Source organism: Candidatus Eremiobacterota bacterium, from assembly GCA_031082125.1.
Classification (GTDB): Bacteria; Vulcanimicrobiota; CADAWZ01; order CADAWZ01; family Ess09-12; genus Ess09-12.
Window position 1 is genome coordinate 1 of record JAVHLM010000041.1, and the last position, 26,933, is coordinate 26,933.

A 26,933-nucleotide genomic window follows, 5' to 3' on the forward strand; every position below is an offset into this window, starting at 1 on the left:
GACCCATCTGTCCACCGCCGCCACCGCCGCCGGGACCCATCTGTCCACCGCCGCCGCCACCGCCGCCGGGACCACCCATCATGGCACCGCCACCGCGGCCGCCACCGCCGCCGCGGCCTCCTGCGCTACCGAATATGAGATAGAACCCTTCGGCAAGTATTACGAGCACGAGAAGACCAATTATGATATGGACAAATCTTTTTTCCACTCTGCAACTCCTTTCAAGTGTTTATGCACTCAGCAGTTCAACCATGTCGGGCCTTTCATGGATCTTCCAGAACAGTTCATGATAAACTTTCTGATAAAAACGGCACATAGGGCTCTCCCTCATGAACGACCCGAACCATGTAAAAGTCTTGGTTGTACACCCCCCTCCACAGAATCTTTTGTAGGTGCACTTTCTACATTTCGGAATATTTTCTACAGTACGCTCATATAATCCTCGTAAAATTAAATTTTCGTCCACCATATTTTTTAACGACGGAACCTTGAAAATATTGCCCACCCTGAAATCTCCCAGACCTGCCACCTCCTCGCAGGCATAGATGCCGCCGTCAGTCCCGAAGCCGAGTATTGATCGCCCAGCCCCGCAGGGGGAGCGGTCACACATGAAAGGTCTTTCCCTGGTGACTATGTTCCTTATCTGGTTCGTGAGATCTTCTATCTTGAGCCTGACGCCATGCTCCTTTGCAAAGTGGTAAGCCCTGTCCACCATTTCAAGGTAATGAGTTGCGAACTCCTCGGCCCTCGTGAGGGAGAACTCCAGCTCATCCTCGGCTCTCCCGATGCACGAAGAAAAATTGATGCGGAAGGACCTGATCCCCTTCGAGACAAAGAAATCAAAGACATCATTGTAGAAGAGTGGATCATCGACGACAGCAAGGACTCCCGGCGGCTTCCACTGCTCCCTTACCCGCTCGAAATTCTCCCATACTTTCCTGAACGAGCCTCTCCCATCAGAAAATACCCTGTGGCGGTCATGGATCTCCTCGGGACCGTCAATGCTGAATCCAAGCTCTGTATCATACTGCCTGAGCCAGTCAATGTCCTCACCGGTGACAAGTGAGCCGTTGGTCTGAATGCAGAAGGTGACCTTTTTCCTCCCTTCCCTGCCAAGCCGGTGAGCCCTGTCTATGAGGCGCTTCACTTCATCGATGACAAGAAAGGGCTCACCGCCGTGAAAATCTACGCAAAGGTGCCTCAGAGGCAGCTCTGTCAATATTTTGTCAATTATCTTCTCCCCGGTGGCAAGGGGCATCTTCTCCCGGTGAAGACCTGCCCTCGACAGGCAGTAATGGCAGCCGAAATTGCACTGCTCCGTGGGGTGCAGACAGAGAAATCCCGGATAGGTGTAGGTTTTTGAATGATCCCACAGGCTGCGCACATTACAGAAGTGCCTGCCGTTACTCTCAATAATGCCTTTCAGATAAAGCCTTGCCGCAAAATCGGCGGCCCTGTCACTGTCATCAATACCGTGCCCTTTTGCAAGGGAGATGAAATCCGGGAAGGCGAGGGGCCTCGTGAACTCTTTAAAAACCTGCCGTTCCCGGCCTTCGAGGACCATCCAGGAGGCTGATTCTTTTTCAATCACAAGGAGGCGCTCATCCCTTGGAAAGGAAGAGAGCCCCGGAGCCCTGGAGAGAATGGCATTGGCAGGTATCACCATAGTATCTTTGAGCGACATGGCTCTCTCCTCATCCTTGCACCATCAGCAGTTACTCAGTATTTTTTCTATAAGCGGGTTATTGTCAAGCTCCCAGAAGACCTGCTCATAGAATCTCTTGAGAGTCCGGCAGAGGGGATCTTCCCTTTCCACCTCATCATATGCAAGCGCAGTCCTCCTCGCACAGCCCCCTCCGCAGAAGGCTCTCACCTCGCATCGCCTGCAGCGGGGCACAAGCTCTTTATTTCTTGAGCACAACACCGCGAGAACCCTGTTTTTTTCCACAAACCGGGAGAGATCAGGCACTTCATCGATATGTCCAAGAAACACCGGCGAGGAGCTTCCCATATTCTGTAAGCCGCAGGAGTAGATATTTCCTTCACAGTCAAAGGACAGGGCTGAAATCCCGCAGGCACAGGGGACAGAGAAGCAGGGATGAGGTGAGGAGCCTGCGGGTGCACCGCGGTGAACCACCCGGCTCACCCTGTGAGAGAGCTCGTTGATTACCAGCGGCATACGGTGCTCCCAGCCGCACTGCGCAGCATGCCGAAGCATCTCAACGGAGCAGAGAGAAAAATCATCATCAGGTGAGCAGTGGCTCCCTGGACGAGTATCGGCAGATATTATCACTGCTCCATATCCCTCGCACACCAGAGCCGCAAGGGCACTCATGGATTCCTCGCGGTTCTTCGTCAGTGCTCTTGGTACGATGGTCAAACCTCTTTCCCTGGACTCCCCCATGAAACGCAGGGCACTTTCCCACTGGGCAGGGCTGCCGCGCAAGGAGCAGCAGACCTCTCCTGAGTGATCCTTAAGATAATCCCTGTGGCGCTCTTCAAAGAGCTTTTCCAGTGAGAGGGTGCTATGGACCTCTCTCTGGTGAGCTCTTGCCTTCTCTTCTATCACTGCCATGAAAGCACGGAACTCATCAAAGCATTTCCCCAGATCATCGATATGAATGTGCAGATGGAGCTTTTTATGGCAGGGTGCTCCCAGAGAAGCGCCGATGATCTTTTCAGCGAGAGCCTTTTCAAGAATATGGTGATCGCTTCCCGCACCGCCGCTTTTCATGAATTCAATGGTTATCCACCTGAATCCCTGCCGCTCTCTGTGTATCCCGTGGTCACCGGCAGATCTGCCTTTGCCGTTCAGAGTCACTATTCCCCTGTGATAGAGCCTTTGCACCAATGCCTCAAGGCCTTTCACCTCATAGGGCTCTTTCCCCAGAACAAGGCTGCTCCATAGCACAGGCTGCTCCAGCCTGGCGAGAAATGAAGCCTTGGTACTGTCAATGATATCCCATGCGCCGGTCTCCGGAACAAGCACAAGTATTTTTTCACCTTTTCTTGCAAGGATGCTCCCCGGCTTTTTCCCGATAAATACATTCTCCTTCCCCTGCGGTATCACGCTGATGCTCATAATATGGTTCCCTGCGGCCTGGCTTGTAGGATCATTGCACCTCTCATATTCTACTATGGAAAGTCTCTTTATACAAGGCATCACGGGAACATCTCTTCATGCGGGATTCGCCGTCCGGAAGGTTGACTTCCCTTTTCAGTTCTGATACAATTAACGGTTGTATGAGGTTATTATATGCCTTCAAGCCATATGATGTTTCTCTGCACCACACGATGCAACCTGAAGTGCGCCCATTGCCTGAGAGGCCATTCACCTTCACCCCTGGACATCCCCCTGCCCCTCTTTGAGAGAATCCTCAGGGAGGGAAAGGAACTCGGTTTTACCACGGTAAGCCTTACCGGCGGGGAGCCCTGCCTTCATCCCCGCTTTGACGACCTTCTTGACGCTGCAGTCTCTCAGGGCTATACCTTCTCTGTCGCATCAAACGGAATTTTATGGTACTTTTATGCCCACGCCGCGGAAAAATATGGCAAGACGTTCTCCTCGATAAAAATCAGCATCGACGGCTTGAAAAGGGAGCATTCCCTGATGCGCGGCATAGATAATCTCGAAGATTTGCTCTCATCCATCACCCACCTCAGGAAAAGCGGCCTCGAGATAATTGTCGCCCTGTGCCTCACCAAATTGAATTACGAGTGCATCGAATATTACCTGGAGATGTGCATAAAAAACTCTCTGTCTCATATCGAAATAAGTAATACCATCATGACAGAAAAAAACAGGCATCTTCTCCTGAACATGGGAGAGATGGAAAAGGTAAGGAAGGCACTTGCCCGGTTCAAAGAGAAACACAAGATCTACCCGATAGAGCGCTTTCTTGAAATGAGCCCTCAGAATGGCTCCATCATATTCTGCTCTGAGCTGGGCGATCCCTCGCTCACCATCAATGCAGAAGGCGAGGCGATATTCTGCTGTGCCACGCTGGAGCATGGAGCGGCAGTCGGGCACATGGAGGACATGACCATCACAGAAGCCTACAATAAGCTCCTTGAGGTAGGAAAAAAGATAGTCCATCAGAGAATCATGGACATGAAAGAGAACAGACGGTTTATCGGCTTCAACAGCTGCAATTACTGCAACAGGGTGGTGAGCGATATGATCAGCAGAGTGGGCAGGAATCCGTCATGAAAAAGGTTGACATCAAGCTCGGATACTCGTGCAACAATGACTGCATCCATTGCGTGATCTCCGACAACAGGGACATGTGCCTTGGGAAAGGCTTCTCTGAGGATCTCTCCACGGAGAGGTATATCGAGGAAATGCGCGACAGCAGGGAGAGAGGCGCAGAGGTTATCGTGTTTACGGGAGGAGAGCCTTCCATCAGGAGCGACCTGGTCACGCTCATCACCCATGCGCGGCAGATGGGATACACCATAATGATGCAGACCAACGGGAGGGCATTCCACTTTGCTGACTTTGCCAGGAAAGTAACGAAAACGGCCCCTGTCAACTATTGCGTGGCCCTCCATGCCGACAGGGAGGAGCTCCACGACGCCATTACCAGAAAAAAGGGGAGCTTCAGGGAGACCGTCATGGGGATTAAAAACCTTGTGAACCTGGGAGCAGAGGTTTCAGGGAAAATCGTTCTTTCCAAGGTGAACCTCCCGCGGCTTGAGCACACCTCGGAGTATCTCGTGGCTCTTGGTGTCAGTGCAGTGAGTATTGTATTCCCCCATGCATGCGGCAATGCGAGAAAGCTCTTTGCCGACGTGGTCCCTTCCTATACCTCCCTTGTCCCTGCCCTCCACCGCGCCATTGCTTCTCTTGAGTCCTATGGAATACCGGTGGACGTCGAGGCCGTCCCTTTCTGCCTGATGACAGGCTTTGAGCGCTATGTCCAGGATCTGACGTACTTCTTAAGCGACGAGACAGAATTGAAGCAATACGGCCTGGAGCCCATCATGGACTGGGCACGGGAGAGAAAGAGGATAAAGAGGAAATTCACCCGGTGCAGAGAGTGCCGCTTTGATCTCCTCTGCGAAGGCCCCTGGATGGAGTACCCCGAGCACTTCGGCGACGGCGAGTTTATCCCCGTGAGGGGGGAAAAGCTCAGAGATGCCGCCGTGGTGCTGCGCGGAGCCCCCTTTTTCACAGGCCCCGCCACCCTTCTCACCCACCATGCGCTCTCCTGGTGAGCCGGTCATGAGAATAAAGAGCTTTTCCATCAAAGATTTCAGGAACATCACCCGTTTGGAGCTGGAGCCCCATGAAGGAATCACTCTCTTTTTCGGGGAAAATGCCCAGGGAAAAAGCAACATCCTTGAAGCACTGGGGCTTCTCTCCACGGGGCGCTCTTTCCGCACCATGCGGGAGGCTGAGCTTATCGCCTGGCAAAGCTCATGCTCCAGGGTGGAAGCAGAAGTGTCGCAGGGCGGGCTGAATTCAGAGGTAACCTTTGTGCTGATAAGGGAAAAAGATCACTCACTGAGAAAGAAGATCGTCCTCAACGGCGCTCCCTTGAAAAAGCTCTCCCAGTATATCGGCAAAGTGAAAAACGTGATATTTTCCCGCCATGACCTTGCCATCATCACCGGAGCTCCCTTTTCCAGGAGGCGCTTCCTGGATCACATGCTCTGCCTGATAAATCCCTCTTATCTCTTCAGTCTCCAGCGCTACTACAGCACCCTCAAGGAAAGAAACCACTGGCTTAAGTCGGCAAGACCTGAGAAAAACCCTGAGATGGAGGGGGTCTGGAAAGAACAGCTCACCCGTTACGGGACACCACTCCTCAAAGAGAGAAAGGAGCTCCTTGAAAAGTTTTCTCTCACCCTGGCCTCACTCTATCATGACCTCACCGGTGAAAAGGAAAAGCTCACCATAGGCTACTCCCCCTCCTTCGGTCTCCAGGGAAGCGATGAGAGCACCATTCACCGGCATTTCCTGGCGGTCATGGAAAAAAGCAGGAGCCTCGAAAAGGCGAGGCGTACCACCTTGTACGGCCCCCACCGCGATGATTTTAATGTCATGCTTGAGAATATCCCCCTGAGGGCCTTCGGCTCCCAGGGGCAGCAGCGCTATGCGGCCATTGCACTGAAGCTTGCCGAGAGCGAGACCATTGAGGGCTCCACGGGCGATCTGCCGGTACTCCTCATGGACGATTGCTTTTCCGAACTCGACGAGGCAAGGGCCCGGCATCTCTGGCGGCACCTCGGCACAAGGGGGCAGGTCTTTCTCTCCTCCCATTTCATCCCTGTGCCCCGCACCCTGCAGGAGGGATGCACCATTTACACCGTCAGGGAGGGAAGGATTACCGCCTATGAGTAAGCTCCTCAGAGAGATTATTGAAAAGTCCATGCAGAGGCTCCGGAGCGACAATCATTTCCAGGCGCAATGGATATTTCTCCAGTGGTCGCAGTCGGCGGGCCACGAAATAGACAGAAAAACTCAGCCCTTCAAGTTTTCCGGCGGCACGCTCTTTGTGCACACCACAGACTCTGTCTGGGTAGCACACCTCACGGGACTCAAGAAGGCGCTCCTCGAGGAGCTCAACAGGCACTGCGCCCCCCTTGCGGTGAAGGACATCAGATTTTCCGCAGTATTTCCCTTCCGGAAAATCAGGGTACAGAAGCCGGCCCCGGAAGAGGAGGAACCTGAGGTGACGCTCTCGCAGGAGGAGGAACAGGCCATAGACGCCATCGCCTCGGAAGTGAGCGACGAAGCTCTCAGGGCCCGTCTCGCGTCGATCATGAGGAAGGAGAGAATCTCCCTGGGCAGGAAAAAGGCCAGGGGGGGGAAACCCTGCGCCGGGTGCGGGGTCATTGTTGAGAGGGGAACACTGTGTCCCTTTTGTGTGCTTGAGGAGGCTTCCCGGCAGCCTCCTGTTCCACGTCGTCCCGAAGATAGCTGAAGTAGCGGTCCTCTATCCTCTGGCCGATAAAGGGGATCTTGAAGTATTCGCCCTTCCAAGCTTTATTTGAATAATAAAGGATAAGGGAAAGCCCGACAAAGAAGAGCAGAAGAAAGACCAGAAATACTGCCACCATGAAAAAACCCTGAGCCATGTAGCCTTTCCATACAAATCCCTGCTCATGGATTATCTTCCTGAGAGAGGGGACACAGTGAAAAATCCCCACCAGCATGAAGATAAGGAGCAGGTACCCGGCACTCATGGCCAGGCCGAAGGCGATGGACTGGATGGTATGGAACTTGACGAAGGGCTCATCCTTTTTCCTGGAAAAAAACACGAACCAGGCTGTCACATACCAGAAAGGATACGAGAGAGCCGAGAGCATGGTGTCTTCTTCTTCCAGAGGAGGAAGTATTTTCATCGCCATACCTCCTGAGGCTCCCCGGCGGTCAGAGGTCCCTGAGAGAAGGGGCTTCAGTTGATGCCGAACCTCTTTTTCAGCTGCGCGAGCTTCATCCCTGAATACTCAAGGTACGGTTCGGGGTTCACCGGCGACCCGGCCATCTGAACCTCATAGTGCACGTGGGAGCCCGTCGAGACTCCCGTGGAGCCCATCTGGGCAATGAGCTGGCCTTTTCTCACCACATCGCCCTGCTTGACCATGAGGGCGGAGCAGTGGCCGTAGAGAGTCGTGATACCGTTCCCATGATCTATCAGGACGGTGTAGCCGTAGCCGGAATAATAGTCGCTGTAAGTGACAGTTCCGTAAGCGGTGGCATAGATCGATGACCCGTAGGGAGCGGCGATGTCGATGCCGGAATGAAACCTTTCGTATCCGTAAATCGGGTGCATCCGCATCCCATATCCCGACATGAATGCGCCTGAAGCGGGCCACTGCGACGGAATGGCCTCAAGCATCCTGAGCATCCTTTGCCGGTCCTGCTCCTTCTTGAAGGCCTTCGCCTCCACCTCAAGGAGGCTCATTTCCCTGGTCTGCGCTGACAACTTGTGACTGAGCACCTTCATCTCGTTCCTTATTTTGAAGACGCTCGCATTTCCGCCTCTTGATCCCCGCAGGGGACGCTTCCTTGAGGCAATAGACTTGGAATCTGTTTTTATCCCTACTATTTTCCGCACTTCGTTGCTTTTCTTCTCGAGGGCTTCGAGTTTTGCCGACATCTCGTGGTTCTGCTTCTCCACGAGATTCGATATCTGCTTTTTCTCCACCTTGAGGGTGTCAATAATCTGTTCCTGCTGAACGCTGGAATCCTTGAGAGCCACAAGCTGTTCTTCTTTTGCTTTTATCTTCTGGGTGTTATGCCTTACAAGCGCCATGGCTGCGGAAAAGATCAGCACAAGGGCAAGAATGATGTGCATCGGTTTGATCTTTACTACGTGGGTGTGCCGTGAACTGGAAGATACGAATCTGACAGTCCAGGCCTTTTTCAAAAAGCTTTTCTGTGTCGCCTTTCTTCTTCCCTCCATCAAGACCTCCTTTTCATGTCCTTCGGGCTCTCTTTCTTTCTCCCGCAAAAAACGAAAAGATTTCAGACAATTCTACAAAATTTTTCAAACTCCTCCTTGGGATCATATTTTTGTGCACTTACCCTTGAGGCTACCCTTCACAGCGTTACTGCCGCAGTTAGCTCCAACCAGGTGAATCTGCGGCACATGGTAGTGCTTACTTACCGCTGCTTCCTTCCGGACCTGACGGGGTTCATAAGTTACCATTGCGCAGAGCCCGATCTTCAACACCACTTGCGACAGGCAGTCCTGGAAGCGTAGATCCCCTCAGGCAAGTTTTCAGCCCTGCTATAGCGGATTGCAGGCAGAGGGAACCGCTACCTCCCCACCTAGCACAAAAATCCGTTTACTAAGTGGCGGAGAGAGAGGGATTCGAACCCTCGAGACAGATTATACATCCGTCTACACGATTTCCAGTCGTGCGCTTTCAACCAAACTCAGCCATCTCTCCAAAAGTTACCTTTTATGATACAAGGAAATCTTCCATAAGTCAACTTTTCAGAACCTCAATAAAATTGCATAGCCCCTGAGAGCAGTGAACCATAGAGAGAAGGTGTGAGAAAAACACCAGATGTTAACAATTATGTAATAATTCCACGCCCTCCATGCCCCATGCCGTTTTTCAGCTCTCCTGGTCATGACCGCAAAAAAGACAGCCCCCTTCACGAAGAGGGCTGTCTGTAAGAACGGAGAGAGAGGGATTCGAACCCCCGAAGACCTCACGGCCTTACTCGATTTCGAGTCGAGCGCTTTCAACCAGGCTCAGCCATCTCTCCTTCATGTGCCCGGGATGCCCTGAGACGCTCCCTGAAGAAGCGCTCAAGCACCATGCGGCACTCCCCTTCAAGCACGCCGGCCTTGACCCTGACAGTTCTCCCGAGACCGGGATAGTCCGCTATGTTCAGCACCGAACCTACGGCGCCTATTTTTTCATCGTGAGCCCCAAACACAACCCTTTCCACGCGGGCTTCCAGGAGAGCTCCGGCACACATGGGACAGGGCTCGAGAGTCACGTAGAGGGTGCACCCCTCAAGACGCCAGTCCCCAATCACCTCGGCGGCCCTTTTTATCGCCGTCATCTCTGCATGGCCGAGGGGATCACGGCAGGTCTCCCTTGTGTTGTGAGCCCTGCTGAGCACTTGCCCCCCCTTCACTATGAGGGCCCCCACGGGGATTTCACCTATATCGAAGGCTGCCCGAGCCTCGCAGAGGGCCTCTCTCATATACAGACTGTCAACGCTTTCCATGCCGTTCAACATTTTTCCAAGGCGCGCTCGAGAGGGCTCGAACCTCCAACCTTCGGCTCCGGAGGCCGACGCTCTATCCAGTTGAGCTACGAGCGCAGGGAGCGCGCCCGAGAGGATTCGAACCTCCAACCTACAGATCCGTAGTCTGTTGCTCTATCCAGTTAAGCTACGGGCGCATAAGCCTTTTTCATCATCTGCGCTCCCGCAGATGATGAAAGAAAAAGTTATAGGACGGTTCTCCCCTGCCCTATAACTTGGTATCGGCAAGCGGAGAGACTGGGATTCGAACCCAGGGTAAGGGCTTAAAAACCCCTACAAACGCTTAGCAGGCGCTCGCCTTCAGCCACTCGGCCATCTCTCCATCACACAAAGAGAACTGTTTTTGATATTTTATCACATTTCCCTTCTCTTTGCAATATGTCCGGCTGAACCGTCATTCCACCGCAGCCTCTTCTTTTATCCTCACCGGCATTACGACATAGAGGTACTTGTCCTTCCCCTTTGGCTTTATCACGCCGGGGCTCTCGTTATTGCTCACCTCAAATATCACCGTCTCATCCTGAAGAGTGGCAAGCACATCAAGAAAATACTGTCCATTGAAGGCAATCTCCACCTCGTCACCCTCAAGTGAGCAGGGGACCTCCTCATAGGCACTGCCCACGTCAGGTGTATTGGCCTTCAGAATAAGCCTGTCACTCTTGATAAAAGTCTTCACAAGAAAAGGGTTGTTTTTTTCCTGGGCCATGATGAGAGTACGTCTCATCGCGGAGAGAAACTTCTGCCTCGATATGGTGATTTTTTTGCTTGAACGCTCGGGAATCACCTGTTCAAACTGGGGAAACTTCCCTTCAAGAATCCTCGAGAGGATAAAGACGCTTCCCGTGTCAAAGAAGACCTGCCCGCTTTTCACTCCTATCCGGACCTTGTCGTCGGTATCCTTGAGAAACTTCGATATTTCGGAGAGGGTATGGCCTGGAATAACAAATTTCAGCTCTTTTGGTGAATCCCTCTCAATATCTTCCTTCATCATGGCGAGCCGTCTGCCGTCAGTGGCAATGAAGTCGGCGGTGTTGCCTTTCACTATCACCAGCACGCCTGTAAGGACCGCCCTCGTCTCCTCCTTTGAAGCTGTCGCGAATATGACGCTCCTTATAGTCTCCTTGAGATTCCTCTGCGATATCACGATGTCAGGCTTCTCGTCAAACCTCGGGATGAGGGGAAATTCATCGGGCGGGAGCGTCATGAACCGGTAATTAGAGGAGCTGCATTTCACCTCGAGCTCCTCTCCATCCTTCTGAAGGGAGAGATCCTCATCGGGAAGCAGCTTCACTATATCCTTGAACTTGTCGGCAGGAGTAGTAAAGGAGCCCTCTTCAATCACCTGGGCGTCTGTGACGCACTCAATTCCCAGCTCCAGATCCGTCGCTGATACCTTAAGCCTTCCTGTCTCGGCATTGATGAGAAAATGCGAGAGGATGGGAAGGGGGCTCTTCTGGCTTATTGCGTTGGAGGCAATGGATATGGCGTTTTCAAGATCCTTTTTGTGGATGGTAGCTCTCATTCTAGTGATCTCCTTTTCTGGTAGTGGGGAGGTGAAAGTCTTTGTCACCAGCCTCTATAAATCCATGCAATACAAGTACATGCCATGTAGTAGTAGTAGTAAGAGCTGTGGATTCTGTGGAAAAGGCGCACAAGGCCGCAGCCGCAGGGGTTTTGGCGCAGCATGTGCTGTGGGAAGTCTTGTGAAAACCTACGAACATGTGTTCCCTCTTTCCTCATGGCCTTCCTTTGTTCTCTTCTTTTCCCTTTTATCCACAGGTTACGAGCGATCTTTTAACTGGTTTTTAATATTTTCAATATTGTTTTTTGTGGAAGGATCGTCGAGGAGTCCTGTCACCTTGTTGTAGGCATGAATGACCGTGGAGTGGTCTTTTTTTCCAAAGGCTTTTGCCGTATCAGGGTAGGAGAGGTTGGTAAGCTCCTTGGTGAGATACATGGCGATATGGCGGGGATAGGCAAATCTCTGGTCCCTCCTTATGCTGATGATGTCAGTAGCCTTTATGCCGAAGTATTCGGCAACCTTCTTCTGGATTATCTCAGGGGTGAGAAACCTGTCCTGAGTGTCAGGCAGGATGCTCTTGAGAGCGTCCTGGGCTATCTGGAGATCAATGTTCTTCTTGTGAAACGAAGCGTAAGCCACGACGCGGATAAGGGCTCCCTCGAGCTCCCTGATGTTTGACGTGATTTTCTCCGCGATAAAGGCGATAACCTCGAGGGGCACCTTTATCTTTTCAGAATCAGCTTTTCTCCTGAGGATGGCCTCCCTTGTCTCTATGTCAGGCGACTGGATGTCGGCGATGAGGCCCCATTCAAAGCGGGATCTGAGCCTGTCGGAGAGGGTGGGTATCTCCTTGGGAGGCCTGTCACTTGTGAGCACTATCTGCTTTCTTTCATCATGGAGGGCGTTGAAGGTGTGGAAAAACTCGTCCTGGGTCCTCTCCTTGCCTATCAGGAACTGGATGTCGTCGATGAGGAGCACGTCCACGTTCCGGTACTTGTCCTTGAACTGCACCATCTTGCGCTCTTCAAGGCACCGGATAAGCTCTGAGGCGAATTTTTCCGTCGAGATGTAAAACACGTTGAGGGTGTTCCTGGTGCCCATTATCTCATTGCCGATTGCCTGGAGAAGGTGGGTTTTGCCAAGGCCCACGCCTCCGTAAATGAAAAGGGGATTGTATGACGATCCGGGTGAGTCCGAGACGGCGCGGCAGGCCGACCAGGCAAAGTTGTTGCTGTTTCCCACGACAAAGGTATCAAAGGTATAGCGTGGGTTCAGAAAGAATGCCTGCGGCGCCGGTTGCTGGAGCTCTCTGGAAGGGGACGCCTGGGGCGCCTGGAGAAGTCCATGGGGCTCTTCCTTCGTTGACCCGTTTCCCTGGGGTTCCATGGCGGTGATGCTGAGGGTGTACCGTTCGCCGCTGAGGCCGGAAAGGGTGTCGGTGATGAGCTTCTTGCACTCGCTTTTCCTTTTGAGGAGGTTTTTTGCGAAGGGCGTTACTCCAATGGTAAAGGTGTTCTTTTCCAGCGAAAGGGGCTTTACGTCCTTGAGGCACATTTCGAAGGTGGGCTTTTCGACGGAATTCTCAAGAATCTTCAGGCACTCTTTCCAGAGCAGCTCAATGTCAGGTGATTTAACAGACTCGTTCATTGTCGGGATCTCCTTATAAGGGATAGTCTGGTTGGTATGGGGAAAAACGGTCTTTTTCTCTTTCATCATGCTCTTCGAAGTCTTTTAAAAATCTCCTCTTCATGAGTTTTCCACATATCCACAGAATCGCAGGTCTCCCTGTGGATAACTTTTTCCGATAAGCCTGCCATCGTCATAGAGACTCAAGAAAAAAAATATGGTGGAAAATGTTTTCCCCACATGGGACTCCGGGGGTGCCTCCCGGCGCTCCGGGGGGCCGAAAGCATGAAAGGCATGCCATGACAGGCTTTCTGAACTTGACATTCACCATGGGGCAAGGTATAATATCACCCATCCGATAGTGCGGTCTTTTATGTGAAAATACTGGCGAAGAGGAAACGATCCGATGAAAAGAACATATCAGCCCAAGAAGCGCATAAGAAAGAAAGAGCATGGATTTCTGAAGAGAAGCGCGACAAAAAGCGGCAGGAATGTATTGAAGAGAAGGATGCAGAAGGGAAGGAAGCGCCTTTCCGCGTAGATGCACGAAGCCTCAACTCTCAAGCACACGTGGGAGTTCTCCCGGATAATCACAGAGGGGAGAAGCGTGTCCCATCGCCTGCTTGTGCTCTATATTTCCAGTGCCGGGCCGTCTATCCGCTTCGGCATCTGCGTAGGCAAGAAAATAGGATCTTCAGTGGCAAGAAACAGGATAAAACGGAAGCTCAGAGAGATTGTAAGGCTCAACATAAACAGGATAAGCCCTGGATGGGACTTTGTGCTTGTCGCAAGAGCACCGAGCAGCAACGCGGCCTTTCACCTTCTGCAGGAAGGCTTTCTTGAGGTCTGTGCCAGAGCGGGGATCTTGAATGAAAGGCAGGAGAGGTGACGGAGTGAGAGAACTCGTAATCCTTATGATAAGGCTCTACCAGTTCCTCAGGAAACCCTTTCCTCCCGTGTGCCGCTTTACGCCGAGCTGCTCCCAGTATACCCTGGAGGCAGTAGCGGCCTATGGATTCTGGAAAGGTACCTCCATGGGAGTGAAGAGAATATTGAAATGCCACCCCTTTCACAAAGGGGGCTACGATCCGGTGAAATAGCAGGCCGGGCCGGGGAGGATTGCATTGCAGTATATCCAGCAGTTTTTGATGCAGGTCATAGATTTCCTCTATGAGCTCACGGGAAATTACGGGTGGTCCATCGTGATCCTTTCGGGTCTGATAAAGGTCGCCCTTTATATTCCCACCAACCAGCAGTACAAGGCCATGAAGGACATGCAGGCCATTCAGCCTGAGATAAAGAAGCTGCAGGAGAAGTTCAAGGACGATCCCCAGAAGATGAACGCCGAGATGATGCTTCTTTACAAGAAGCACAAGGTGAACCCCCTGGGGGGCTGCATTCCGCTCCTGATCCAGATGCCCATCCTGTGGGGAATCTGGCAGACCATCTCAGGCTACAATGAAGTCTTTGCGAGGGCTTATTTCCTCTGGATCGGAAGCCCTCTCTCCTACAAGTATCCCGCGGTGTTTGCAAAGAGCCTTGCGGGCCATGACATGCCCCTTCTTATCCTCTACGGGTTCAGCATGTATCTCACCCAGAAAACGAGCACCTCCGACCCCGCAACAGCGAAAGCCCAGATGGGCATGAGCATCTTCATGCCCATCTTTTTCACTTACATGATGTGGCAGTGGAAGTTTCCCTGCGCACTTATCCTTTACTGGCTCATGTTCAATCTCCTGAGCGTCTTCCAGCAGGCCATGATCATGAAGTCTTCTAAGCCTGCGCCTGCCGTGGAAAAGGGAGCCGCCTTGTAAGCAAACACTCTGAAGATATAAGGGGGGCACTACATGAAAGTAGTCGAAGAATACGGAAGAACAGTCGAGGAGGCAAAGAAGGCCGCTCTTGAAAAGCTTGGCGCATCAGCCGACGACAAGCGCATCGAAGTGGAGGTCATTGACGAAGGCTCCAAGGGAGTCCTCGGCTGGGGAACCAAATTTGCGCGCGTGAGGGTGAAGTTCAAGGAAGAGGCCGAGGATAAAGCGGAAGAAGTCATTTCCACGGTACTGAAGATTCTGGATCTTACCGGGGAGATCGAGAAGGAATCCGTTGAAGGCCAGCTTCATTTCAATGTCGTGGGAGGCGACCTGGGGCTTCTCATAGGGAGGCGCGGCCAGACCCTTGAAGCCCTCCAGTTTATTGTGAACCTTATTGTGAACCGTGACAGCAAGGAAAAAATGAAAATCGTCCTTGATGTCGAGGGATACCGCTCCAGGAGGGAGAAAAGCCTCCAGGACCTTGCGAGGCGTCTTGCTGAAAAAGCTCGTCAGGAAAGGAAAAATGTAGTGCTCGAGCCGATGATGGCCAATGAGAGAAGGTTAATCCACCTTGCCTTGCAGGACAATCCTCATGTGAGCACTTTTTCACAGGGCGAGGAGCCTCTGAGAAAAGTGGTCATAAGTCCCAAGAAGACGGCGTCCTGAAAGGCGCCATGGATACTCTGCGTTTCTATGTCCCGGGATCCCGTGATCCCGGGATTTTTTACGGGGCGCCTCGAATTCTGACCATATCGGGTGAGTGCCATGATCTCCTGCTCCCGCGATGACACCATTACCGCCATTGCCACCCCCCAGGGGGAGGGAGGCATTGGCATTGTGAGGATCAGCGGAAGAGAGTCCCTGGTCCTCGCTTCCCGCATTTTCGTGCCTTCGGGACCGCCGGGATTCAGAAAATATTCCATTCACTACGGATATGTCCGCGATCCCGGCCATGGAGGCATGATCGATGAGGTCCTCCTCATGGTGATGAAAGCCCCTCATTCCTATACAAGGGAGGATGTGGTGGAGATCCAGTGCCACGGGGGCATGGCACCCCTTTCCAGGATCCTGGAGGTGCTTCTCTCTCTTGGAGCCCGGATGGCCATGCCTGGTGAATTTACCAGAAGAGCTTTTCTGAACGGGCGTATTGATATGATCCAGGCCGAGGCCGTGCTGGACATGATACGCGCGCGGTCCGATAAAGCCATGGAACTGGCTTTTTCACAGCTTTCAGGGAAGGTGTCGCGGGAGCTTTCACTGTTCAGGCAACGGCTCATTGAGGTGCTTGCCCTGGTGGAAGGGCCCATGGATTTTCCCGATGAAGCCATTCCCTCCCTTTCCCGCGGAGAGCTCACAAAAAGGCTCGGGGCGCTCCATGACGAGGCCGTGGCCATGGTGGAGCTCTCAAAGGCGGGGAAGATTTACCGCGACGGCGTCCGCGTAGCCATCCTGGGAAAGCCTAACGTGGGAAAATCATCGCTTTTCAACGTGCTCCTCGGCGAGATGCGCGCCATCGTCACCGAGTTCCCCGGCACGACGAGGGACTCCCTTGAGGAGAGCTGCCTCGTATCGGGCATTCCCCTTGTGCTCTCTGATACGGCAGGCATCAGGAGGACCGATAATTTCATCGAGCGGAAAGGCGTGGAGAAAAGCGAGGAGGCCCTGGAGAAAGCCGACTTCGTGCTTCTGGTCGTGGACTCTTCCTGCGAGGCCGACAGGGAGGACCGCGAGATTTACGAGATGGTGAGGAACAGGGGCACGGAGTACCTTGTGGTGCTGAGCAAATCCGATCTGCCCCGGAGGGTGTCCCGGGAGCAGATAAGGGCCATGGAGGGCCAATGCCCTGCAGTGGTGGTTTCGGCCCAGAGCGGCGAGGGAATGGAGGAGTTGAAGAAATGCCTCCATGGGAGGATTGCATGCCATGCTCCCCTTGAAGGCTGCGTCATGGCAGGGATACGGCAGAGAGAGAGCCTCCTGAAGATAACAAAGGCTCTGGATGAGGCCCTGAGGACCCAGGAAGGGGGATTTCCCCACGATCTCCTGGCCATCGACCTTTCAAGAGCTCTTCACTTCCTGGGTGAGCTCCTGGGTGAGCACTTTGACGAAGAGGTTCTCGATATGCTTTTCAGCCAGTTCTGCGTAGGGAAGTGAGCCATGGCTTCAAGTTTTGACGGCGATCCAGTGAGGTTTCTCCGAGAGGGCGCCAGGGGCCTTGACCTTGAACTCTCCCGAGGCGAGGCGGACGTGCTTCTGCGCTTCTGCGACGAGGTGATGTTCTGGAACCGCATAATCAATATCACCTCTTTTCGCAGCCTTCATGATATTCTGGTCCATATGTTCCTGGATTCCCTTGCCTCGGCACCCCTTCTTGCCACACTTCCATGCCATGAGGGTGCCGATCTGGGCACGGGCGGAGGTTTTCCCGGCATACCTCTTGCCGTGGTGAGGCGCGATATGAGGATTACTCTTATAGAATCGAGCAACAAGAAGGCCGATTTCCTTGTGAAGCTCACAAGGCTCCTGTCGCTCGACCATGTAAGGGTCGTGGAGGAGCGCGCCGGGTCCCTTCACGCCTCGACCGCTGAAGATCTCTATGAGGTGGTCTTCTCAAGGGCCTGCGCTCCCCTTTCTCTGCTTATCTCCCTTGCCTTCCCTCTGCTGAGGGAGGGGGGAAGGCTTTTGGCGTGGAAAGGCCCCGCCCTCTCAAGAGAGCTGAGGGACGCCGGGGAAACTCTTCTCATCTACAGGGGAGAAGTGGAAAAGCTCCACAGCTATAGTCTTCCCGGTACAGGGGCGCGCTCCATCCTTGTGGTGAAAAAATGCGGCTCTCCTCCCGGAAGGGTGCCTGGAAAGCCTTCCAAAAAGAGGAATTCTCCCCACCATGTGTAATTTTCAATGATGCATTCCTGGGGCCTGTGGTCTCAGGAAAAGTACCTGAAGAGGAGTCTGCTGAGAGTGGCGGTACAGGACAGCGGAAATAATCTCCAGGCAGGCGCCCGCGGGCCGGACCATACCCTCGTGCTGGTGGCTCTCGAGGAGATCACCGGGAATCCATTTCAGCCCCGGCATTCCTTTGACGAGCAGAAGCTCAGGGAGCTCAGCCTTTCCATGGCCCACCATGGAGTCATTCAGCCCCCCGTCGTCGTGAAGAGGGAGGGGCGCTACCAGCTCGTGATAGGGGAGCGCAGGGTGAGGGCGGCGCGCCAGGCCGGCATCAAGGCAATCCCCGTCATTGTCAAGGAGCTTGATGACTCGGGGCTCCTGGAGATGGCTCTCATCGAGAACCTTCACCGCGAGGACCTCAACCCCATTGAAGAAGCCCAGGCATACCATGCGCTTATGGAAGAGTACCACTACAGCCAGGAGCAGCTCTCCCAGAGGGTGGGCAGAAGCAGGCCCACCATCACCAATGCCCTGAGGCTTCTCAGGCTTCCCGATGAGATCCAGGAGGCTCTGGCCTCGGGCGGGCTCACTGCGGGACATGGCAAGGCTCTTCTCTCCCTCGAAGATCCCGCCCTCCAGAAAAAGGTGGCCCTCAAGGTCCTGGAGAGCCGCCTCTCGGTCCGCGAGACCGAGGAGCTCACAAGAAGGATTCTGGAGGGGAAGACGGCCCTCCCTGCGCCCTCAGGGGGTGAATGGAAGGAGATGGAGGAGGCTCTCGGATCGTACCTGGGAACGAAGGTCACGGTCCGCGGGGGAAAAGGCGGAAAAGGCACCATTGTGATACATTATGGCTCTGACACGGAAATGAACAGGCTCATGGAACATCTTATGGCCGATATGCCGGCCATAAGGTCGCACAGCGCGCCCCTTGAGTCCAGTCTTTTATAAGGCCGTACTGCGGGAGGCATGGCGTGGCGGAAGAACATATGGCTCTTTACAGGAGATGGCGCTCTCAGAGGTTCTCAGAGGTCATCGGCCAGGAGCATGTGGTAAAGACTCTCCAGAACGTGGTGAGGAACAAGAAGCTTCTCGCCCATGCCTATCTTTTCTGCGGTCCCAAGGGAACGGGCAAGACAAGCGTCGCCAGGATCTTCGCCAAGGCCCTCAACTGCCTTGAGGGCCCCTCCGATGAGCCCTGCAACCGCTGCGCAAACTGTCTGAAGATTACCGAGGGGAACTCCCTGGACGTGATGGAGATTGACGCTGCCTCCCATACCTCGGTGGAGATGGTCCGGGAGCATATCATTGACAAGGTGAATTTTGCCCCCATTGAGGGGAAGTTCAAGATATATCTCATCGACGAGGTCCACAAGCTCTCCAACCATTCCTTCAACGCCCTTCTCAAGACCCTTGAAGAGCCGCCCTCTCATGTGATATTCATTCTTGCCACGACCCATCCCCACGAGCTCCTTCCCACGATCCTCTCGCGGTGCCAGCGCTTCGATTTCAGGAGGATCTCGCAGCAGGACATCATGAGGAGGCTCCGCATGGTGTGCCAGGAAGAGGGCTATGCCATAGAGGAGGGGGCCCTCGGTATCATTGCTCAGGCTTCAGATGGCGCGCTCCGCGATGCCCTCGTGGTCCTTGAGCAGAGCTTCTCTTTTTCCGAGGGGGAGGTGACGACGGCGCAGGTGGCGTCACTTCTGGGTCTCACCGAGGAATCGCTCCTCTTCACCTTCAGCCAGCTTATCGGCGAGGCTAAGGTGTCGGCGGTGCTGCAGCTTTTAGACAAGCTTGTAAGAGACGGCAAGGACATGCTGCAGTTTGTCCATGAGCTCATAGAGCATTACCGCAGGCTTCTTATCGTGAAGGTGAGCAAGGAGGCCCCCCTTATCCTCGAGATTGCCGAGGACGGCTATGAGAGGCTGCAGAAAAACGCCGGTATCTACGAGCCCGGTGACATCCTGCGTATCATCAAGATTCTCTCTGATCTCATGGTGGAGATGAAAGATGCCACCTGTGAGCGCGTTCTGCTCGAGGTTGCCCTTATAAAAATGTCCACGAAAAGGCTTGATCCCTCCCTGAGCGCTCTCAAGCAGAGGCTTGATTCCCTGGAGAAGAGGATTTTTGACGAAAAAGGTGAACTGAAAGAAAAAGCTTCTCCCCCGGAGGTGAAACAGGAGGTCTCCCCGGCGGCTGAGGCGCCGAAGGAAGCGCCGCCCCCTCCCGAGGAGAAGAAGGATTCCCATGAGGGTCACGGCGGCGGGCTGTGGGAGCATTGGCCCCGGATCCTGCAGGCCGTGAAGAACGAGAAGATGCCCCTTTACGCCGTCCTCGTTGACACGAAGCCGAGGCTCGCCGAGGGGGACAGGGTGATCATAGGGGTCAAGAAGGGTTTTAACTTCCACAAGGAGCAGGTGGAGACTCACAGGGCCCTGATTGGGAGCATCATCTCGAAGTTCCTGCACCGCCCCATCTCTGTCGAGGCGGGGGGCATCGAGGGAGAGGACGGCCAGGGCGAGCTCTTCAATGACGATTACGCCGAAGAGCACAGGAAATTTGTGAAAGACGTGATGGACGTTTTTGGGGGGCGTATCATCTAACACTATTTGCAAGGAGGGTGCACCCATGGATGATGCCGGGAACAATAAGGAGCTGGTTCTTCTTGTCGATGATGATGAACATATCCTCCGCTCCCTGGAGATCTATCTGAAGATGGAAGGTTTCAGAGTCATCACGGCAAACAGCGGGAAAAAAGCCCTGGAGATCCTGCACGAATCCCGTCCCGATCTGATCGTGCTGGATATAATGATGCCCGAGATGGACGGATTCGAGGTCCTTGGCCATATCAAGAATGACCCTGAGAGAAAGACGATCCCCGTGATCATGCTCACGGCGAAAAGCCAGGATATTGATGTGCTGAAAGGTTACCAGGAGGGCATTGCCTCGTATATGACCAAGCCTTTCAATCTCAATGAGCTGGTGGATAATATCAACCTGATCCTGGAATCGGTGACGGAAGGCCGAAAATAGCGAAGGGGTGTGGCGATGCAACGACAGATGATGCGGCAGATGCAGAAAAAGATGGGAAATCTCGGGGGCCTCGGGAACCTGGGGAAGGTCCAGGAAAAGCTCCAGGAAGAGCTTGCCGCCAAGGTCATCGAGGGCACCTCCGGCGGCGGTGTGGTGAAGATCGAGATGAACGGCAAGCAGGAAGTGCTCTCGGTGAAAATCGATCCTTCGGTGGTCAATCCCGAGGAGGCCGACGTGCTTGAGGATCTCGTGATGGTGGCCATGAAAGACGCCCTCTCAAAGAGCCAGGCCCTGGGGGCCGAGATGATGAGTTCTCTCACCGGCGGGCTCAACATTCCAGGTCTTTTCTGAAGGGGAATGAATGGACGTCTTTGAGAGACCTGTTGAGCGCCTTATCAGGGAGTTTATGAAGATGCCGACCGTGGGGCCCAAAACGGCCCAGAGGCTGGCATTTTTTATCATAAGGCAGCCCCGTGAAGAGGTGGAGCAGCTCTGTGCCGCCATGGCCGAGGTGAAGGAGACGATAGGGCAGTGCTCCCGGTGCTTCAACCTTTCCGAGGGCGACCTCTGCAGGATCTGCCGCAATGAAAAGAGGGATCATCAGATCCTCTGCGTCGTTGCTGATTTCAGGGACCTTGCGGCCCTTGAGCGCTCCGGTGAATACCGCGGCGTCTATCATGTCCTCGGGGGACTCATATCCCCCGTTGACGGCATAGGCCCCGACGATCTCACCATCGCTTCCCTGGTGGAGCGGGTAAAGTCTGATCCATGCCGGGAAGTGATAATCGCCACGAGCCCCACCATTAACGGCGAAGCGACGGCTCTCTATATCATGAAGGTCCTGGGCTCAACTGGCGTGAAAGTCACGCGGATTGCCTACGGAATCCCCGCAGGAGGGAACCTTGAATATGCCGACGAGGTCACCCTTGCCCGGGCCATGGAAGGAAGGAGGGAGATGGGGGGATAGGTTTTTTTTCCCCATGAAGGATATTTTTTCATATCGTTGAATATTCATCCAATTTGAGTGACGGCAAGCAGACTCAAAAGACTCAAAAATTTATTAGGAAAGGAGTGGAAAATGTTGAAAAAAATTTTTATCGGGGTTTTCGCGCTTGCTTTGATGATGCTGATGTTCCAGCCTCTGATGGCTCAGGAGTACCAGAACGACAACCTGAAGATCGAGCTCAAGTACTCTCCCATGAACCTTGCTGGCGACAACGGCATCAGTGCCGATCTTGCCTGTTTCAAGGCGGGTGTTGAGGCACGGGTGTATCGCGGGATGAAGATTGGTGTAGGGTATCAGGGAGCCAGCGGAGGCGGCGGAACCTTCCTCGGAAGGTCGAACAGCAACGTGGATTATTCCAACATAGATGCCTATGTGAAGCTGCCCATGAACCTTGCAAGCCTCTCAAATTCCTACAACACGAGTAGTCCTACACCGGCCGAGAACGACTTCTTCTTCACCCTCGGCTACAAATGGCATGCTCTGAACAGCTCAGGCTCACCTCTCAACCAGGGGCGCACCTGGGAGAACGGGAATGGAGTCGGCGTAGGCATCGGCTATGACGGATATTTCGAAGGCGTGGGGCTTTACGTCCTCGGCGCCTACTACCCGTCAATGAACGCGAACAGCGTCCCCAATGCGGTAGCGGGAGCAAGTTACACGTTCAAGGATTATGTGTACAAAGCCGGATTGAAATTCAAGCTCAGGGAAAATATTGGAATCCTGGTTGGATATGAAGGCGAGACACATGAGTACTCGAACGGAACTCTTCGCTACAGCGGAGCGGTAGGCGGACTGGAGTTCAGGTTCTAAAAGGTAGCCTCAAAGCATAAGAAAAAGGGCGGGTCTTTCGAGACCCGTCTTTTTTAATTGGGAGCAGGTTCCTGCGTTCGCGTTCAGAGCTTTATCTGGGATTCCACCTTCTTGTCTTCCTTCTTGGGCTTTATCTTCTCCTTGAGATCATCGAGCTTGGTTTTATCGTCCTTCTTGGGAGGCTCCTCGTCTTTCGGAGGGGCCTTGGCCTTGGTGAGCATGGTCTTCGCATAGGAGTTCTCAGGCCCCACTCTCAGGGCCTTTTCATAATACTCCACCGCTTTGGGGTAATTTTTCAGGCCATGGTAATAGATGTCGCCGATTCTCTCGGCGGCGTAATAGCCCTTGGTGAGGCCCAGCGGATCGAGTGCTCCCGCCTTCTCATAGTTCTCGATGGCCTTGTCGAACTCGCCCAGCGCTTTCGAGGCCGAGGCATAGTAGAAATACCCGTCGGGATAGCTGGGGTAAAGCTGGATGATGTTCTCAAAAAGGGTCTGGGCGGTGCTGTAATTCTTGTCGTCGAGGAGGAATATCTCCCCCAGGCGCTCCAGGGCCACTACGTCATTGGCGTTGAGCTTTGATGCCTTCATGAAATAGCTTCTTGACCGGGGGATCATCCTTTTCTTGTAATACACAATACCCATGCCCAGGTAGCCCATGGAAATGTTTTCATCAACCTTGAGGGCTTCCTGGAACTGCGTGAGGGCATCATCGAAATTTTCACCCTTCTTGAGGAGGGCTGAGGCAAAGTACCCCATGCCCAGATGGCACATGAGGGGCGCTGAGTTCTTGTTCGCCAGGGCCTGCTCTTCAAGCTCGTTCAGGATGGGCTGGAGGTTCCTGTCCTGGGCGTAGCAGTCCAGAAGATAGAGAAGGGCAAGGCTGTTCTGCGGATCCTGGGAGATTACCTTCCTGAAAAGCTCCTTGGCCTTGGCAAAATCCTTTTCATAGAAGCACTTCATGGCATCCTTCATGTCAGGCGTCTCCTGCGCCAGGGCAGGTCCCGCCAGCAGGCACGCAATAAAGAGCACCAGCACGAGAGAGAAACTACATTTCTTCATTTTTTCGCTCCTTTTCAATCAGGCCTTTCAAGATCACTCCGTGGGAGGGAGGATGATCATATACATTATATACATTACATGTACCTGAGAACCTCATGGGGTCCTCCTGGTGATATTCTTGCTTGGGCGTTTTTATTCCTATATTTCTCTTTTCACCTCAAATCTCTACCCCGGAGTGGCCCCTGCCCTATCCTTTCAGAGCCCCCTTCGTAAGGCCCTCGACAAGGAAACGCTGGAGGGCCAGAAACACGATCAGGATCGGGAGGGCCCCCAGCACGGAGGCTGCCGCGAACTGCGCCCACTCCGTGCTGAATTTCCCGCTTATGAATCCCCGCAGCCCCACTGCAAGGGTGTACTGCGAGGAGTCCTGGAGCACGATGGAGGGGATGAGAAAGTCATTGTAGGCCCCTATGAAGCTGAAGATGCCTATGACGGCCATGATGGGGCCCATGAGGGGGAGCACTATCATGGTGAAGGTCTGCCATTTCGAGGCGCCGTCGATGTAGGCGGATTCCTCGAGCTCCCTGGGGATGCTGTCCAGGTAGCCCTTGATGAGCCACGAGTTGAAGGGAATGTTCCCCCCCGTGTAAATAAGGACAAGCCCGAGCAGATTGAAGCCCACTATGCCCCCGGTGAACTTGTCAAAGACGTCCAGCAGGTTGTAGAGGGCCACCATGGCCATCATGGCCGGGAACATCTGGATGATGATCATGAACATGAGGCCTTTCTTTTTCCCGGGGAAGGTGAAGCGCGAGAAGGCATAGCCTGCCGTGCAGGTAAAGATGAGGGAGAAGAGCGTGCTCGATGCGCAGACAATGAAGCTGTTCTTTATCCAGAGGAAGAAGTCGGAGTGTTCGATGAGCTTCCGGTAGTTGCTCACTGTGAGGCCCATGAGGTTGAGCTGCTGCCCCGAGAAGAGGTTGCCACCCTCCTGGAGCGATGTGTTCACGATCCAGAAGACCGGCGTGAGCACCAGCACCGTGAGAATGACCAGGATCCCGTGAGTCTTGACAGTATCAAAGATATCAAAAATTTTCCTGAGCGCTTTCATGGAAGGTGCCTCCTTTCTTCATTCCTTAAAGGCCCCCGTGAGCTTGAAATTCACCATGCTGATGCTCCCTATGAGGAGGAATATCAGGACGGCATAAGCACAGGCCAGGCCGTACTGCGAGAGGTTGAAGGCAAGCTTGTACGTATAGCTCACCAGGATGTCCGTGGCGCCTGCGCGGCTCCCGGCCACTGCCGGCCCTCCCGCCGTGAGCAGGTAGATGCCGACGAAATTGTTGAAATTGAAGGCAAAGCTTGTGATGATGACGGGCAGCATGGACGAGCGGAGCATGGGGAGGGTGATTCTTCTGAACTGCTGCACTTTTGAAGCACCGTCAAGAGACGATGCCTCGTAGAGCTCTGCAGGGATGCCCTGGAGGGCTCCCAGGCTTATGGACATCATATAGGGGAAGCCAAGCCAGAGGTTTACCATGAGGACCGATATTTTTGCCCAGGGCCCCTCGGTGAGCCAGGGAACGAAGCCCCGGCTGTCCATCTTGAACGTCTCCAGGTGGAGGTGCCCTATTCCCAGCAGGTAATTGAGCGCCTCAATGAGGTGGTTCACCCCATTAATCATGAAGTTGATGAAGGAGCACAAAATCGGTGTTCCCGTGATGGACTTGTTGATGAGGCCAAAATCGGTGTTCAGGAGCCCCGTCCACATGAGGACCGTGATGAAGCTTGGCACGGCCCAGGGGATGATGAGGAGGGTGCGGTAGAGGTTTTTCCCCCAGAGGTGCGGCTTGTTGAGGACCAGCGCGAAGGCAAGGCCCACGACGACCTGCGAGAGGACCCCCACGGAGGCCCAGATAAAGGTCCACCAGAGGACGGAGAGAAAGGTGGAAAGCTCAGCGGAGAGCAGTATCTCCTTGAAATTATCGAGCCCTATGAATGAGAAGGAGGTAAAGTGATAGAGGCTGTAATTGGTGAATGCCAGGTAAAAGCTGTAGAGGCAGGGGAACAGCACGATAAGGGTCACGAACACGATGGCCGGGAGTATGTAGGGATAAGGGGAGAATTTTTCTTTCATGGCCTACCTCATCATCCTCCTGATATCCTGCTCGATGCGATTTTTCGCCTGGGTGAGCGCCTCTTCGGGGGGTATCTTCTCCATCACGATGAGCTGCAGCGCTTCCTTCATGGGCTGCCACACGGCGGTGAACTCAGGGATGTTGGGCATGGGTGTCCCCACGGCAGCGGCGTCAATGATTCCCTTCACCTCGTCATTTTTCACGGAGGCAAGGGAGAAGACAAGCGCCGGTCCTCCCGGCTGCTCCCCCGGTGATCCTCTGAGAATGGCCTTTTCAGAGATCCGGCTGTCCTTCTGGGCATCAAACCTTGAAGGGATGCGGCCGCCTTCCAGGTAGATCTCCACCTGCCCCTCGGAGCTTGTGATCTCTTTCATCAACTGGAGGGCCAGATCCTTGTGAAATGACTTGCTGTTGAGCATGACGCCCTGGACGCCCACGAGGGGCGACGGCGCTTTCCCGTTCTCAAGCTGCGGGATGGGGGCAAAGCCGAATTCCACTTTCTTGCGGAAGTCCACCAGAGCCCAGGGGCCGTTGATGGTCATGGCGAGCCTGTTCTCGAGGAACCGGGCGTTGGCAATGTCCTTGGTGACACCCTGGGGGATAATCTGGTATTTCTTCTTGAGATCGAGGATGAACTTTGTAGCCTCCACGGCCTCGGGACAGGATATGCCCACATCAAGGGGATCGAGGCCCCCCGGGGTCTCCTTGAAGATATAGGCGCCGTAGCCGCCTATGAAGGACCATGAAAAGTAGAAGTCTTCTATTTCGTAGAGAAAGCCGCTCATCTTCTCTCCCGTGAAGGCATCAAAATTCAGCATCGAAGAGAAGTTCCCCACCGTGCGGAGCTCGCCGGTGGTGCCCTTGTTGATGTGGTCCGCCACGGTGATGAGCTCCTGGAAAGTCCGGGGAGGGCTCTTGATGAACCTCTTGTTGTAGATGAGGCCAAGGGTTTCAAGAGAGAGAGGGAGACCGTAGAGCCTGCCCTTGAAGGACATGACCCTGAGGGCTACGGGCAGATACCCCTTCTCCTCGTCGGGGCCTATCTCGATGGGGGCGATGAGCCCCGCGGTGGCAAAAGGGCCGATCCAGTTGTGGGGGCCCGTGATGAGATCAGGGCCATGGCGCACCGGTGCCGCCACCTGGAATTTGGGCTGCAGCTCCTCGAAGGGCACGCGCACGATCCTGACGGGAAAGCCGGTTTTCCCGGTGAACCTTGATGCGGCGTTCCGCAGGGCCACCGTCTCGGTCATGTCCGTCCAGATGATAAGCTCCTTTTTCTCTTTTGGGGGGCCACCGCAGGACGGCAGCAAGGCTATAAGAAAGAGAAGCACAGTGAGGAGCCTTGCCCTTGATGCCATGAG

General features: G+C 53.9%; 29 protein-coding genes, 5 tRNA genes and 1 other RNA gene. 17 read left to right on the forward strand and 18 right to left on the reverse strand.

The features are described 5' to 3' along the window. The 3 genes from RDV48_28315 to RDV48_28325 all read right to left on the reverse strand — a co-directional run. Window positions 1-208: hypothetical protein (locus tag RDV48_28315; protein MDQ7826741.1), on the reverse strand; the 208-nt coding region annotated here is incomplete at its 3' end. A 21-nt stretch (window positions 209-229) separates the two neighbouring features. Then, entirely contained in the window at window positions 230-1,684 is a 1,455-nt protein-coding gene (locus RDV48_28320) for a radical SAM protein (GenBank protein ID MDQ7826742.1), read from the reverse strand. 24 nt (window positions 1,685-1,708) lie between these two features. Further along, window positions 1,709-3,082 (reverse strand): SPASM domain-containing protein, encoded by a 1,374-nt coding sequence (locus tag RDV48_28325; GenBank protein MDQ7826743.1) that lies wholly within the window; start codon window positions 3,080-3,082, stop codon window positions 1,709-1,711. 174 nt (window positions 3,083-3,256) lie between these two features. On the opposite strand from RDV48_28325, the gene RDV48_28330 reads away from it, so the two are divergent. Genes RDV48_28330 through RDV48_28345 form a run of 4 tightly spaced genes read left to right on the forward strand, consistent with a single transcriptional unit; the run spans window position 3,257 to window position 6,929 of the window. Further along, window positions 3,257-4,210: a radical SAM protein gene (locus tag RDV48_28330; GenBank protein MDQ7826744.1), complete on the forward strand. Its 954-nt coding sequence runs from the start codon at window positions 3,257-3,259 to the stop codon at window positions 4,208-4,210. Next, window positions 4,207-5,217: a radical SAM protein gene (locus RDV48_28335; GenBank protein MDQ7826745.1), complete on the forward strand. Its 1,011-nt coding sequence runs from the start codon at window positions 4,207-4,209 to the stop codon at window positions 5,215-5,217. The genes RDV48_28330 and RDV48_28335 overlap by 4 nt, the downstream gene beginning before the upstream one ends. 7 nt (window positions 5,218-5,224) lie before the next feature. Further along, complete coding sequence (gene recF / locus RDV48_28340) at window positions 5,225-6,346, forward strand: DNA replication/repair protein RecF (GenBank protein ID MDQ7826746.1); 1,122 nt, start codon at window positions 5,225-5,227, stop codon at window positions 6,344-6,346. Continuing rightward, window positions 6,339-6,929, forward strand: a complete 591-nt coding sequence (locus RDV48_28345) for a DUF721 domain-containing protein (GenBank protein MDQ7826747.1) — start codon at window positions 6,339-6,341, stop codon at window positions 6,927-6,929. The genes recF and RDV48_28345 overlap by 8 nt, the downstream gene beginning before the upstream one ends. Here the strand turns inward: RDV48_28345 and RDV48_28350 are convergent. The 11 genes from RDV48_28350 to dnaA form a co-directional block, all read right to left on the reverse strand. After that, window positions 6,838-7,350, reverse strand: a complete 513-nt coding sequence (locus RDV48_28350) for a DUF4870 domain-containing protein (GenBank protein ID MDQ7826748.1) — start codon at window positions 7,348-7,350, stop codon at window positions 6,838-6,840. The two genes, RDV48_28345 and RDV48_28350, sit on opposite strands and share 92 nt — an antisense overlap. 53 nt (window positions 7,351-7,403) lie before the next feature. Further along, window positions 7,404-8,414 carry a M23 family metallopeptidase gene (locus RDV48_28355; protein ID MDQ7826749.1) on the reverse strand — a complete coding sequence of 337 codons (1,011 nt, stop codon included), beginning with the start codon at window positions 8,412-8,414 and terminating at the stop codon, window positions 7,404-7,406. A gap of 110 nt (window positions 8,415-8,524) precedes the next feature. Continuing rightward, window positions 8,525-8,791: signal recognition particle sRNA large type (ffs, locus tag RDV48_28360), an RNA gene on the reverse strand. Window positions 8,792-8,807: 16 nt separating this feature from the next. After that, window positions 8,808-8,904: transfer RNA gene (locus RDV48_28365), tRNA-Ser, on the reverse strand. 236 nt (window positions 8,905-9,140) lie between these two features. Continuing rightward, window positions 9,141-9,229, reverse strand: a tRNA-Ser gene (locus RDV48_28370). After that, window positions 9,206-9,700, reverse strand: a complete 495-nt coding sequence (gene tadA, locus RDV48_28375) for a tRNA adenosine(34) deaminase TadA (protein ID MDQ7826750.1) — start codon at window positions 9,698-9,700, stop codon at window positions 9,206-9,208. The genes RDV48_28370 and tadA overlap by 24 nt, the downstream gene beginning before the upstream one ends. A 22-nt stretch (window positions 9,701-9,722) precedes the next feature. After that, a tRNA-Arg gene (locus RDV48_28380) sits at window positions 9,723-9,796 on the reverse strand. A 6-nt stretch (window positions 9,797-9,802) separates the two neighbouring features. Next, window positions 9,803-9,876: transfer RNA gene (locus RDV48_28385), tRNA-Arg, on the reverse strand. 92 nt (window positions 9,877-9,968) lie between these two features. Then, window positions 9,969-10,061: transfer RNA gene (locus RDV48_28390), tRNA-Ser, on the reverse strand. A gap of 72 nt (window positions 10,062-10,133) precedes the next feature. Then, the gene (dnaN, locus tag RDV48_28395; GenBank protein MDQ7826751.1) at window positions 10,134-11,261 is read right to left on the reverse strand and encodes a DNA polymerase III subunit beta; all 1,128 of its coding nucleotides are present in this window, start codon (window positions 11,259-11,261) and stop codon (window positions 10,134-10,136) included. 258 nt (window positions 11,262-11,519) lie between these two features. Beyond that, entirely contained in the window at window positions 11,520-12,908 is a 1,389-nt protein-coding gene (gene dnaA, locus RDV48_28400) for a chromosomal replication initiator protein DnaA (protein ID MDQ7826752.1), read from the reverse strand. Window positions 12,909-13,293: 385 nt separating this feature from the next. Here dnaA and rpmH point away from each other — a divergent pair, with 385 nt between their 5' ends. The 13 genes from rpmH (at window position 13,294) to RDV48_28465 (ending at window position 22,433) form a co-directional block, all read left to right on the forward strand. Continuing rightward, window positions 13,294-13,428: a 50S ribosomal protein L34 gene (gene rpmH / locus RDV48_28405; GenBank protein ID MDQ7826753.1), complete on the forward strand. Its 135-nt coding sequence runs from the start codon at window positions 13,294-13,296 to the stop codon at window positions 13,426-13,428. Then, window positions 13,429-13,776 (forward strand): ribonuclease P protein component, encoded by a 348-nt coding sequence (gene rnpA, locus RDV48_28410; protein MDQ7826754.1) that lies wholly within the window; start codon window positions 13,429-13,431, stop codon window positions 13,774-13,776. A gap of 4 nt (window positions 13,777-13,780) precedes the next feature. Further along, a complete protein-coding gene (gene yidD / locus RDV48_28415; protein ID MDQ7826755.1) occupies window positions 13,781-13,987 on the forward strand; it encodes a membrane protein insertion efficiency factor YidD in 207 nt (68 codons plus the stop codon). Window positions 13,988-14,011: 24 nt separating this feature from the next. Next, complete coding sequence (locus RDV48_28420) at window positions 14,012-14,701, forward strand: YidC/Oxa1 family membrane protein insertase (protein ID MDQ7826756.1); 690 nt, start codon at window positions 14,012-14,014, stop codon at window positions 14,699-14,701. A 33-nt stretch (window positions 14,702-14,734) separates the two neighbouring features. After that, window positions 14,735-15,367 (forward strand): RNA-binding cell elongation regulator Jag/EloR, encoded by a 633-nt coding sequence (gene jag / locus RDV48_28425; protein ID MDQ7826757.1) that lies wholly within the window; start codon window positions 14,735-14,737, stop codon window positions 15,365-15,367. A 99-nt stretch (window positions 15,368-15,466) separates the two neighbouring features. Next, window positions 15,467-16,852, forward strand: coding sequence for a tRNA uridine-5-carboxymethylaminomethyl(34) synthesis GTPase MnmE (mnmE, locus tag RDV48_28430; GenBank protein ID MDQ7826758.1), 1,386 nt, complete (start codon window positions 15,467-15,469; stop codon window positions 16,850-16,852). Between the two features lie 3 nt (window positions 16,853-16,855). Beyond that, entirely contained in the window at window positions 16,856-17,590 is a 735-nt protein-coding gene (gene rsmG, locus RDV48_28435) for a 16S rRNA (guanine(527)-N(7))-methyltransferase RsmG (GenBank protein ID MDQ7826759.1), read from the forward strand. A gap of 66 nt (window positions 17,591-17,656) precedes the next feature. Then, window positions 17,657-18,532 carry a ParB/RepB/Spo0J family partition protein gene (locus RDV48_28440; protein ID MDQ7826760.1) on the forward strand — a complete coding sequence of 292 codons (876 nt, stop codon included), beginning with the start codon at window positions 17,657-17,659 and terminating at the stop codon, window positions 18,530-18,532. Between the two features lie 23 nt (window positions 18,533-18,555). Then, window positions 18,556-20,187, forward strand: a complete 1,632-nt coding sequence (gene dnaX / locus RDV48_28445; GenBank protein ID MDQ7826761.1) for a DNA polymerase III subunit gamma/tau — start codon at window positions 18,556-18,558, stop codon at window positions 20,185-20,187. Between the two features lie 25 nt (window positions 20,188-20,212). Then, on the forward strand, window positions 20,213-20,617 hold the full coding sequence (locus RDV48_28450) for a response regulator (GenBank protein MDQ7826762.1): 405 nt from the start codon (window positions 20,213-20,215) through the stop codon (window positions 20,615-20,617). Window positions 20,618-20,632: 15 nt separating this feature from the next. Then, window positions 20,633-20,968 (forward strand): YbaB/EbfC family nucleoid-associated protein, encoded by a 336-nt coding sequence (locus tag RDV48_28455; protein ID MDQ7826763.1) that lies wholly within the window; start codon window positions 20,633-20,635, stop codon window positions 20,966-20,968. A 10-nt stretch (window positions 20,969-20,978) separates the two neighbouring features. Continuing rightward, the gene (gene recR / locus RDV48_28460) at window positions 20,979-21,584 is read left to right on the forward strand and encodes a recombination mediator RecR (protein MDQ7826764.1); all 606 of its coding nucleotides are present in this window, start codon (window positions 20,979-20,981) and stop codon (window positions 21,582-21,584) included. A 162-nt stretch (window positions 21,585-21,746) separates the two neighbouring features. Further along, a complete protein-coding gene (locus tag RDV48_28465) occupies window positions 21,747-22,433 on the forward strand; it encodes a hypothetical protein (GenBank protein MDQ7826765.1) in 687 nt (228 codons plus the stop codon). Between the two features lie 83 nt (window positions 22,434-22,516). Here the strand turns inward: RDV48_28465 and RDV48_28470 are convergent, their stop codons facing one another. The 4 genes from RDV48_28470 to RDV48_28485 all read right to left on the reverse strand — a co-directional run bounded on the left by RDV48_28470 (window position 22,517) and on the right by RDV48_28485 (window position 26,930). Next, window positions 22,517-23,494, reverse strand: coding sequence for a tetratricopeptide repeat protein (locus tag RDV48_28470; protein MDQ7826766.1), 978 nt, complete (start codon window positions 23,492-23,494; stop codon window positions 22,517-22,519). Between the two features lie 187 nt (window positions 23,495-23,681). Further along, window positions 23,682-24,545, reverse strand: coding sequence for a sugar ABC transporter permease (locus tag RDV48_28475; protein MDQ7826767.1), 864 nt, complete (start codon window positions 24,543-24,545; stop codon window positions 23,682-23,684). Window positions 24,546-24,563: 18 nt separating this feature from the next. Beyond that, complete coding sequence (locus RDV48_28480; protein MDQ7826768.1) at window positions 24,564-25,571, reverse strand: sugar ABC transporter permease; 1,008 nt, start codon at window positions 25,569-25,571, stop codon at window positions 24,564-24,566. A gap of 3 nt (window positions 25,572-25,574) precedes the next feature. Further along, on the reverse strand, window positions 25,575-26,930 hold the full coding sequence (locus RDV48_28485; GenBank protein MDQ7826769.1) for a maltose ABC transporter substrate-binding protein: 1,356 nt from the start codon (window positions 26,928-26,930) through the stop codon (window positions 25,575-25,577). Window positions 26,931-26,933: the final 3 nt, after the last annotated feature.

Bases quoted from the DNA above. Each gene is read 5' to 3' on its own strand.
- RDV48_28320 (MDQ7826742.1), bottom strand. From the start codon at position 1,684: ATGTCGCTCAAAGATACTATGGTGATACCTGCCAATGCCATTCTCTCC.
- RDV48_28325 (MDQ7826743.1), bottom strand. From the start codon at position 3,082: ATGAGCATCAGCGTGATACCGCAGGGGAAGGAGAATGTATTTATCGGG.
- RDV48_28330 (MDQ7826744.1), top strand. From the start codon at position 3,257: ATGCCTTCAAGCCATATGATGTTTCTCTGCACCACACGATGCAACCTG.
- RDV48_28335 (MDQ7826745.1), top strand. From the start codon at position 4,207: ATGAAAAAGGTTGACATCAAGCTCGGATACTCGTGCAACAATGACTGC.
- recF (MDQ7826746.1), top strand. From the start codon at position 5,225: ATGAGAATAAAGAGCTTTTCCATCAAAGATTTCAGGAACATCACCCGT.
- RDV48_28345 (MDQ7826747.1), top strand. From the start codon at position 6,339: ATGAGTAAGCTCCTCAGAGAGATTATTGAAAAGTCCATGCAGAGGCTC.
- RDV48_28350 (MDQ7826748.1), bottom strand. From the start codon at position 7,350: ATGAAAATACTTCCTCCTCTGGAAGAAGAAGACACCATGCTCTCGGCT.
- RDV48_28355 (MDQ7826749.1), bottom strand. From the start codon at position 8,414: ATGGAGGGAAGAAGAAAGGCGACACAGAAAAGCTTTTTGAAAAAGGCC.
- tadA (MDQ7826750.1), bottom strand. From the start codon at position 9,700: ATGGAAAGCGTTGACAGTCTGTATATGAGAGAGGCCCTCTGCGAGGCT.
- dnaN (MDQ7826751.1), bottom strand. From the start codon at position 11,261: ATGAGAGCTACCATCCACAAAAAGGATCTTGAAAACGCCATATCCATT.
- dnaA (MDQ7826752.1), bottom strand. From the start codon at position 12,908: ATGAACGAGTCTGTTAAATCACCTGACATTGAGCTGCTCTGGAAAGAG.
- rpmH (MDQ7826753.1), top strand. From the start codon at position 13,294: ATGAAAAGAACATATCAGCCCAAGAAGCGCATAAGAAAGAAAGAGCAT.
- rnpA (MDQ7826754.1), top strand. From the start codon at position 13,429: ATGCACGAAGCCTCAACTCTCAAGCACACGTGGGAGTTCTCCCGGATA.
- jag (MDQ7826757.1), top strand. From the start codon at position 14,735: ATGAAAGTAGTCGAAGAATACGGAAGAACAGTCGAGGAGGCAAAGAAG.
- mnmE (MDQ7826758.1), top strand. From the start codon at position 15,467: ATGATCTCCTGCTCCCGCGATGACACCATTACCGCCATTGCCACCCCC.
- rsmG (MDQ7826759.1), top strand. From the start codon at position 16,856: ATGGCTTCAAGTTTTGACGGCGATCCAGTGAGGTTTCTCCGAGAGGGC.
- RDV48_28450 (MDQ7826762.1), top strand. From the start codon at position 20,213: ATGGATGATGCCGGGAACAATAAGGAGCTGGTTCTTCTTGTCGATGAT.
- RDV48_28455 (MDQ7826763.1), top strand. From the start codon at position 20,633: ATGCAACGACAGATGATGCGGCAGATGCAGAAAAAGATGGGAAATCTC.
- recR (MDQ7826764.1), top strand. From the start codon at position 20,979: ATGGACGTCTTTGAGAGACCTGTTGAGCGCCTTATCAGGGAGTTTATG.
- RDV48_28465 (MDQ7826765.1), top strand. From the start codon at position 21,747: ATGTTCCAGCCTCTGATGGCTCAGGAGTACCAGAACGACAACCTGAAG.
- RDV48_28470 (MDQ7826766.1), bottom strand. From the start codon at position 23,494: ATGAAGAAATGTAGTTTCTCTCTCGTGCTGGTGCTCTTTATTGCGTGC.
- RDV48_28475 (MDQ7826767.1), bottom strand. From the start codon at position 24,545: ATGAAAGCGCTCAGGAAAATTTTTGATATCTTTGATACTGTCAAGACT.
- RDV48_28480 (MDQ7826768.1), bottom strand. From the start codon at position 25,571: ATGAAAGAAAAATTCTCCCCTTATCCCTACATACTCCCGGCCATCGTG.
- RDV48_28485 (MDQ7826769.1), bottom strand. From the start codon at position 26,930: ATGGCATCAAGGGCAAGGCTCCTCACTGTGCTTCTCTTTCTTATAGCC.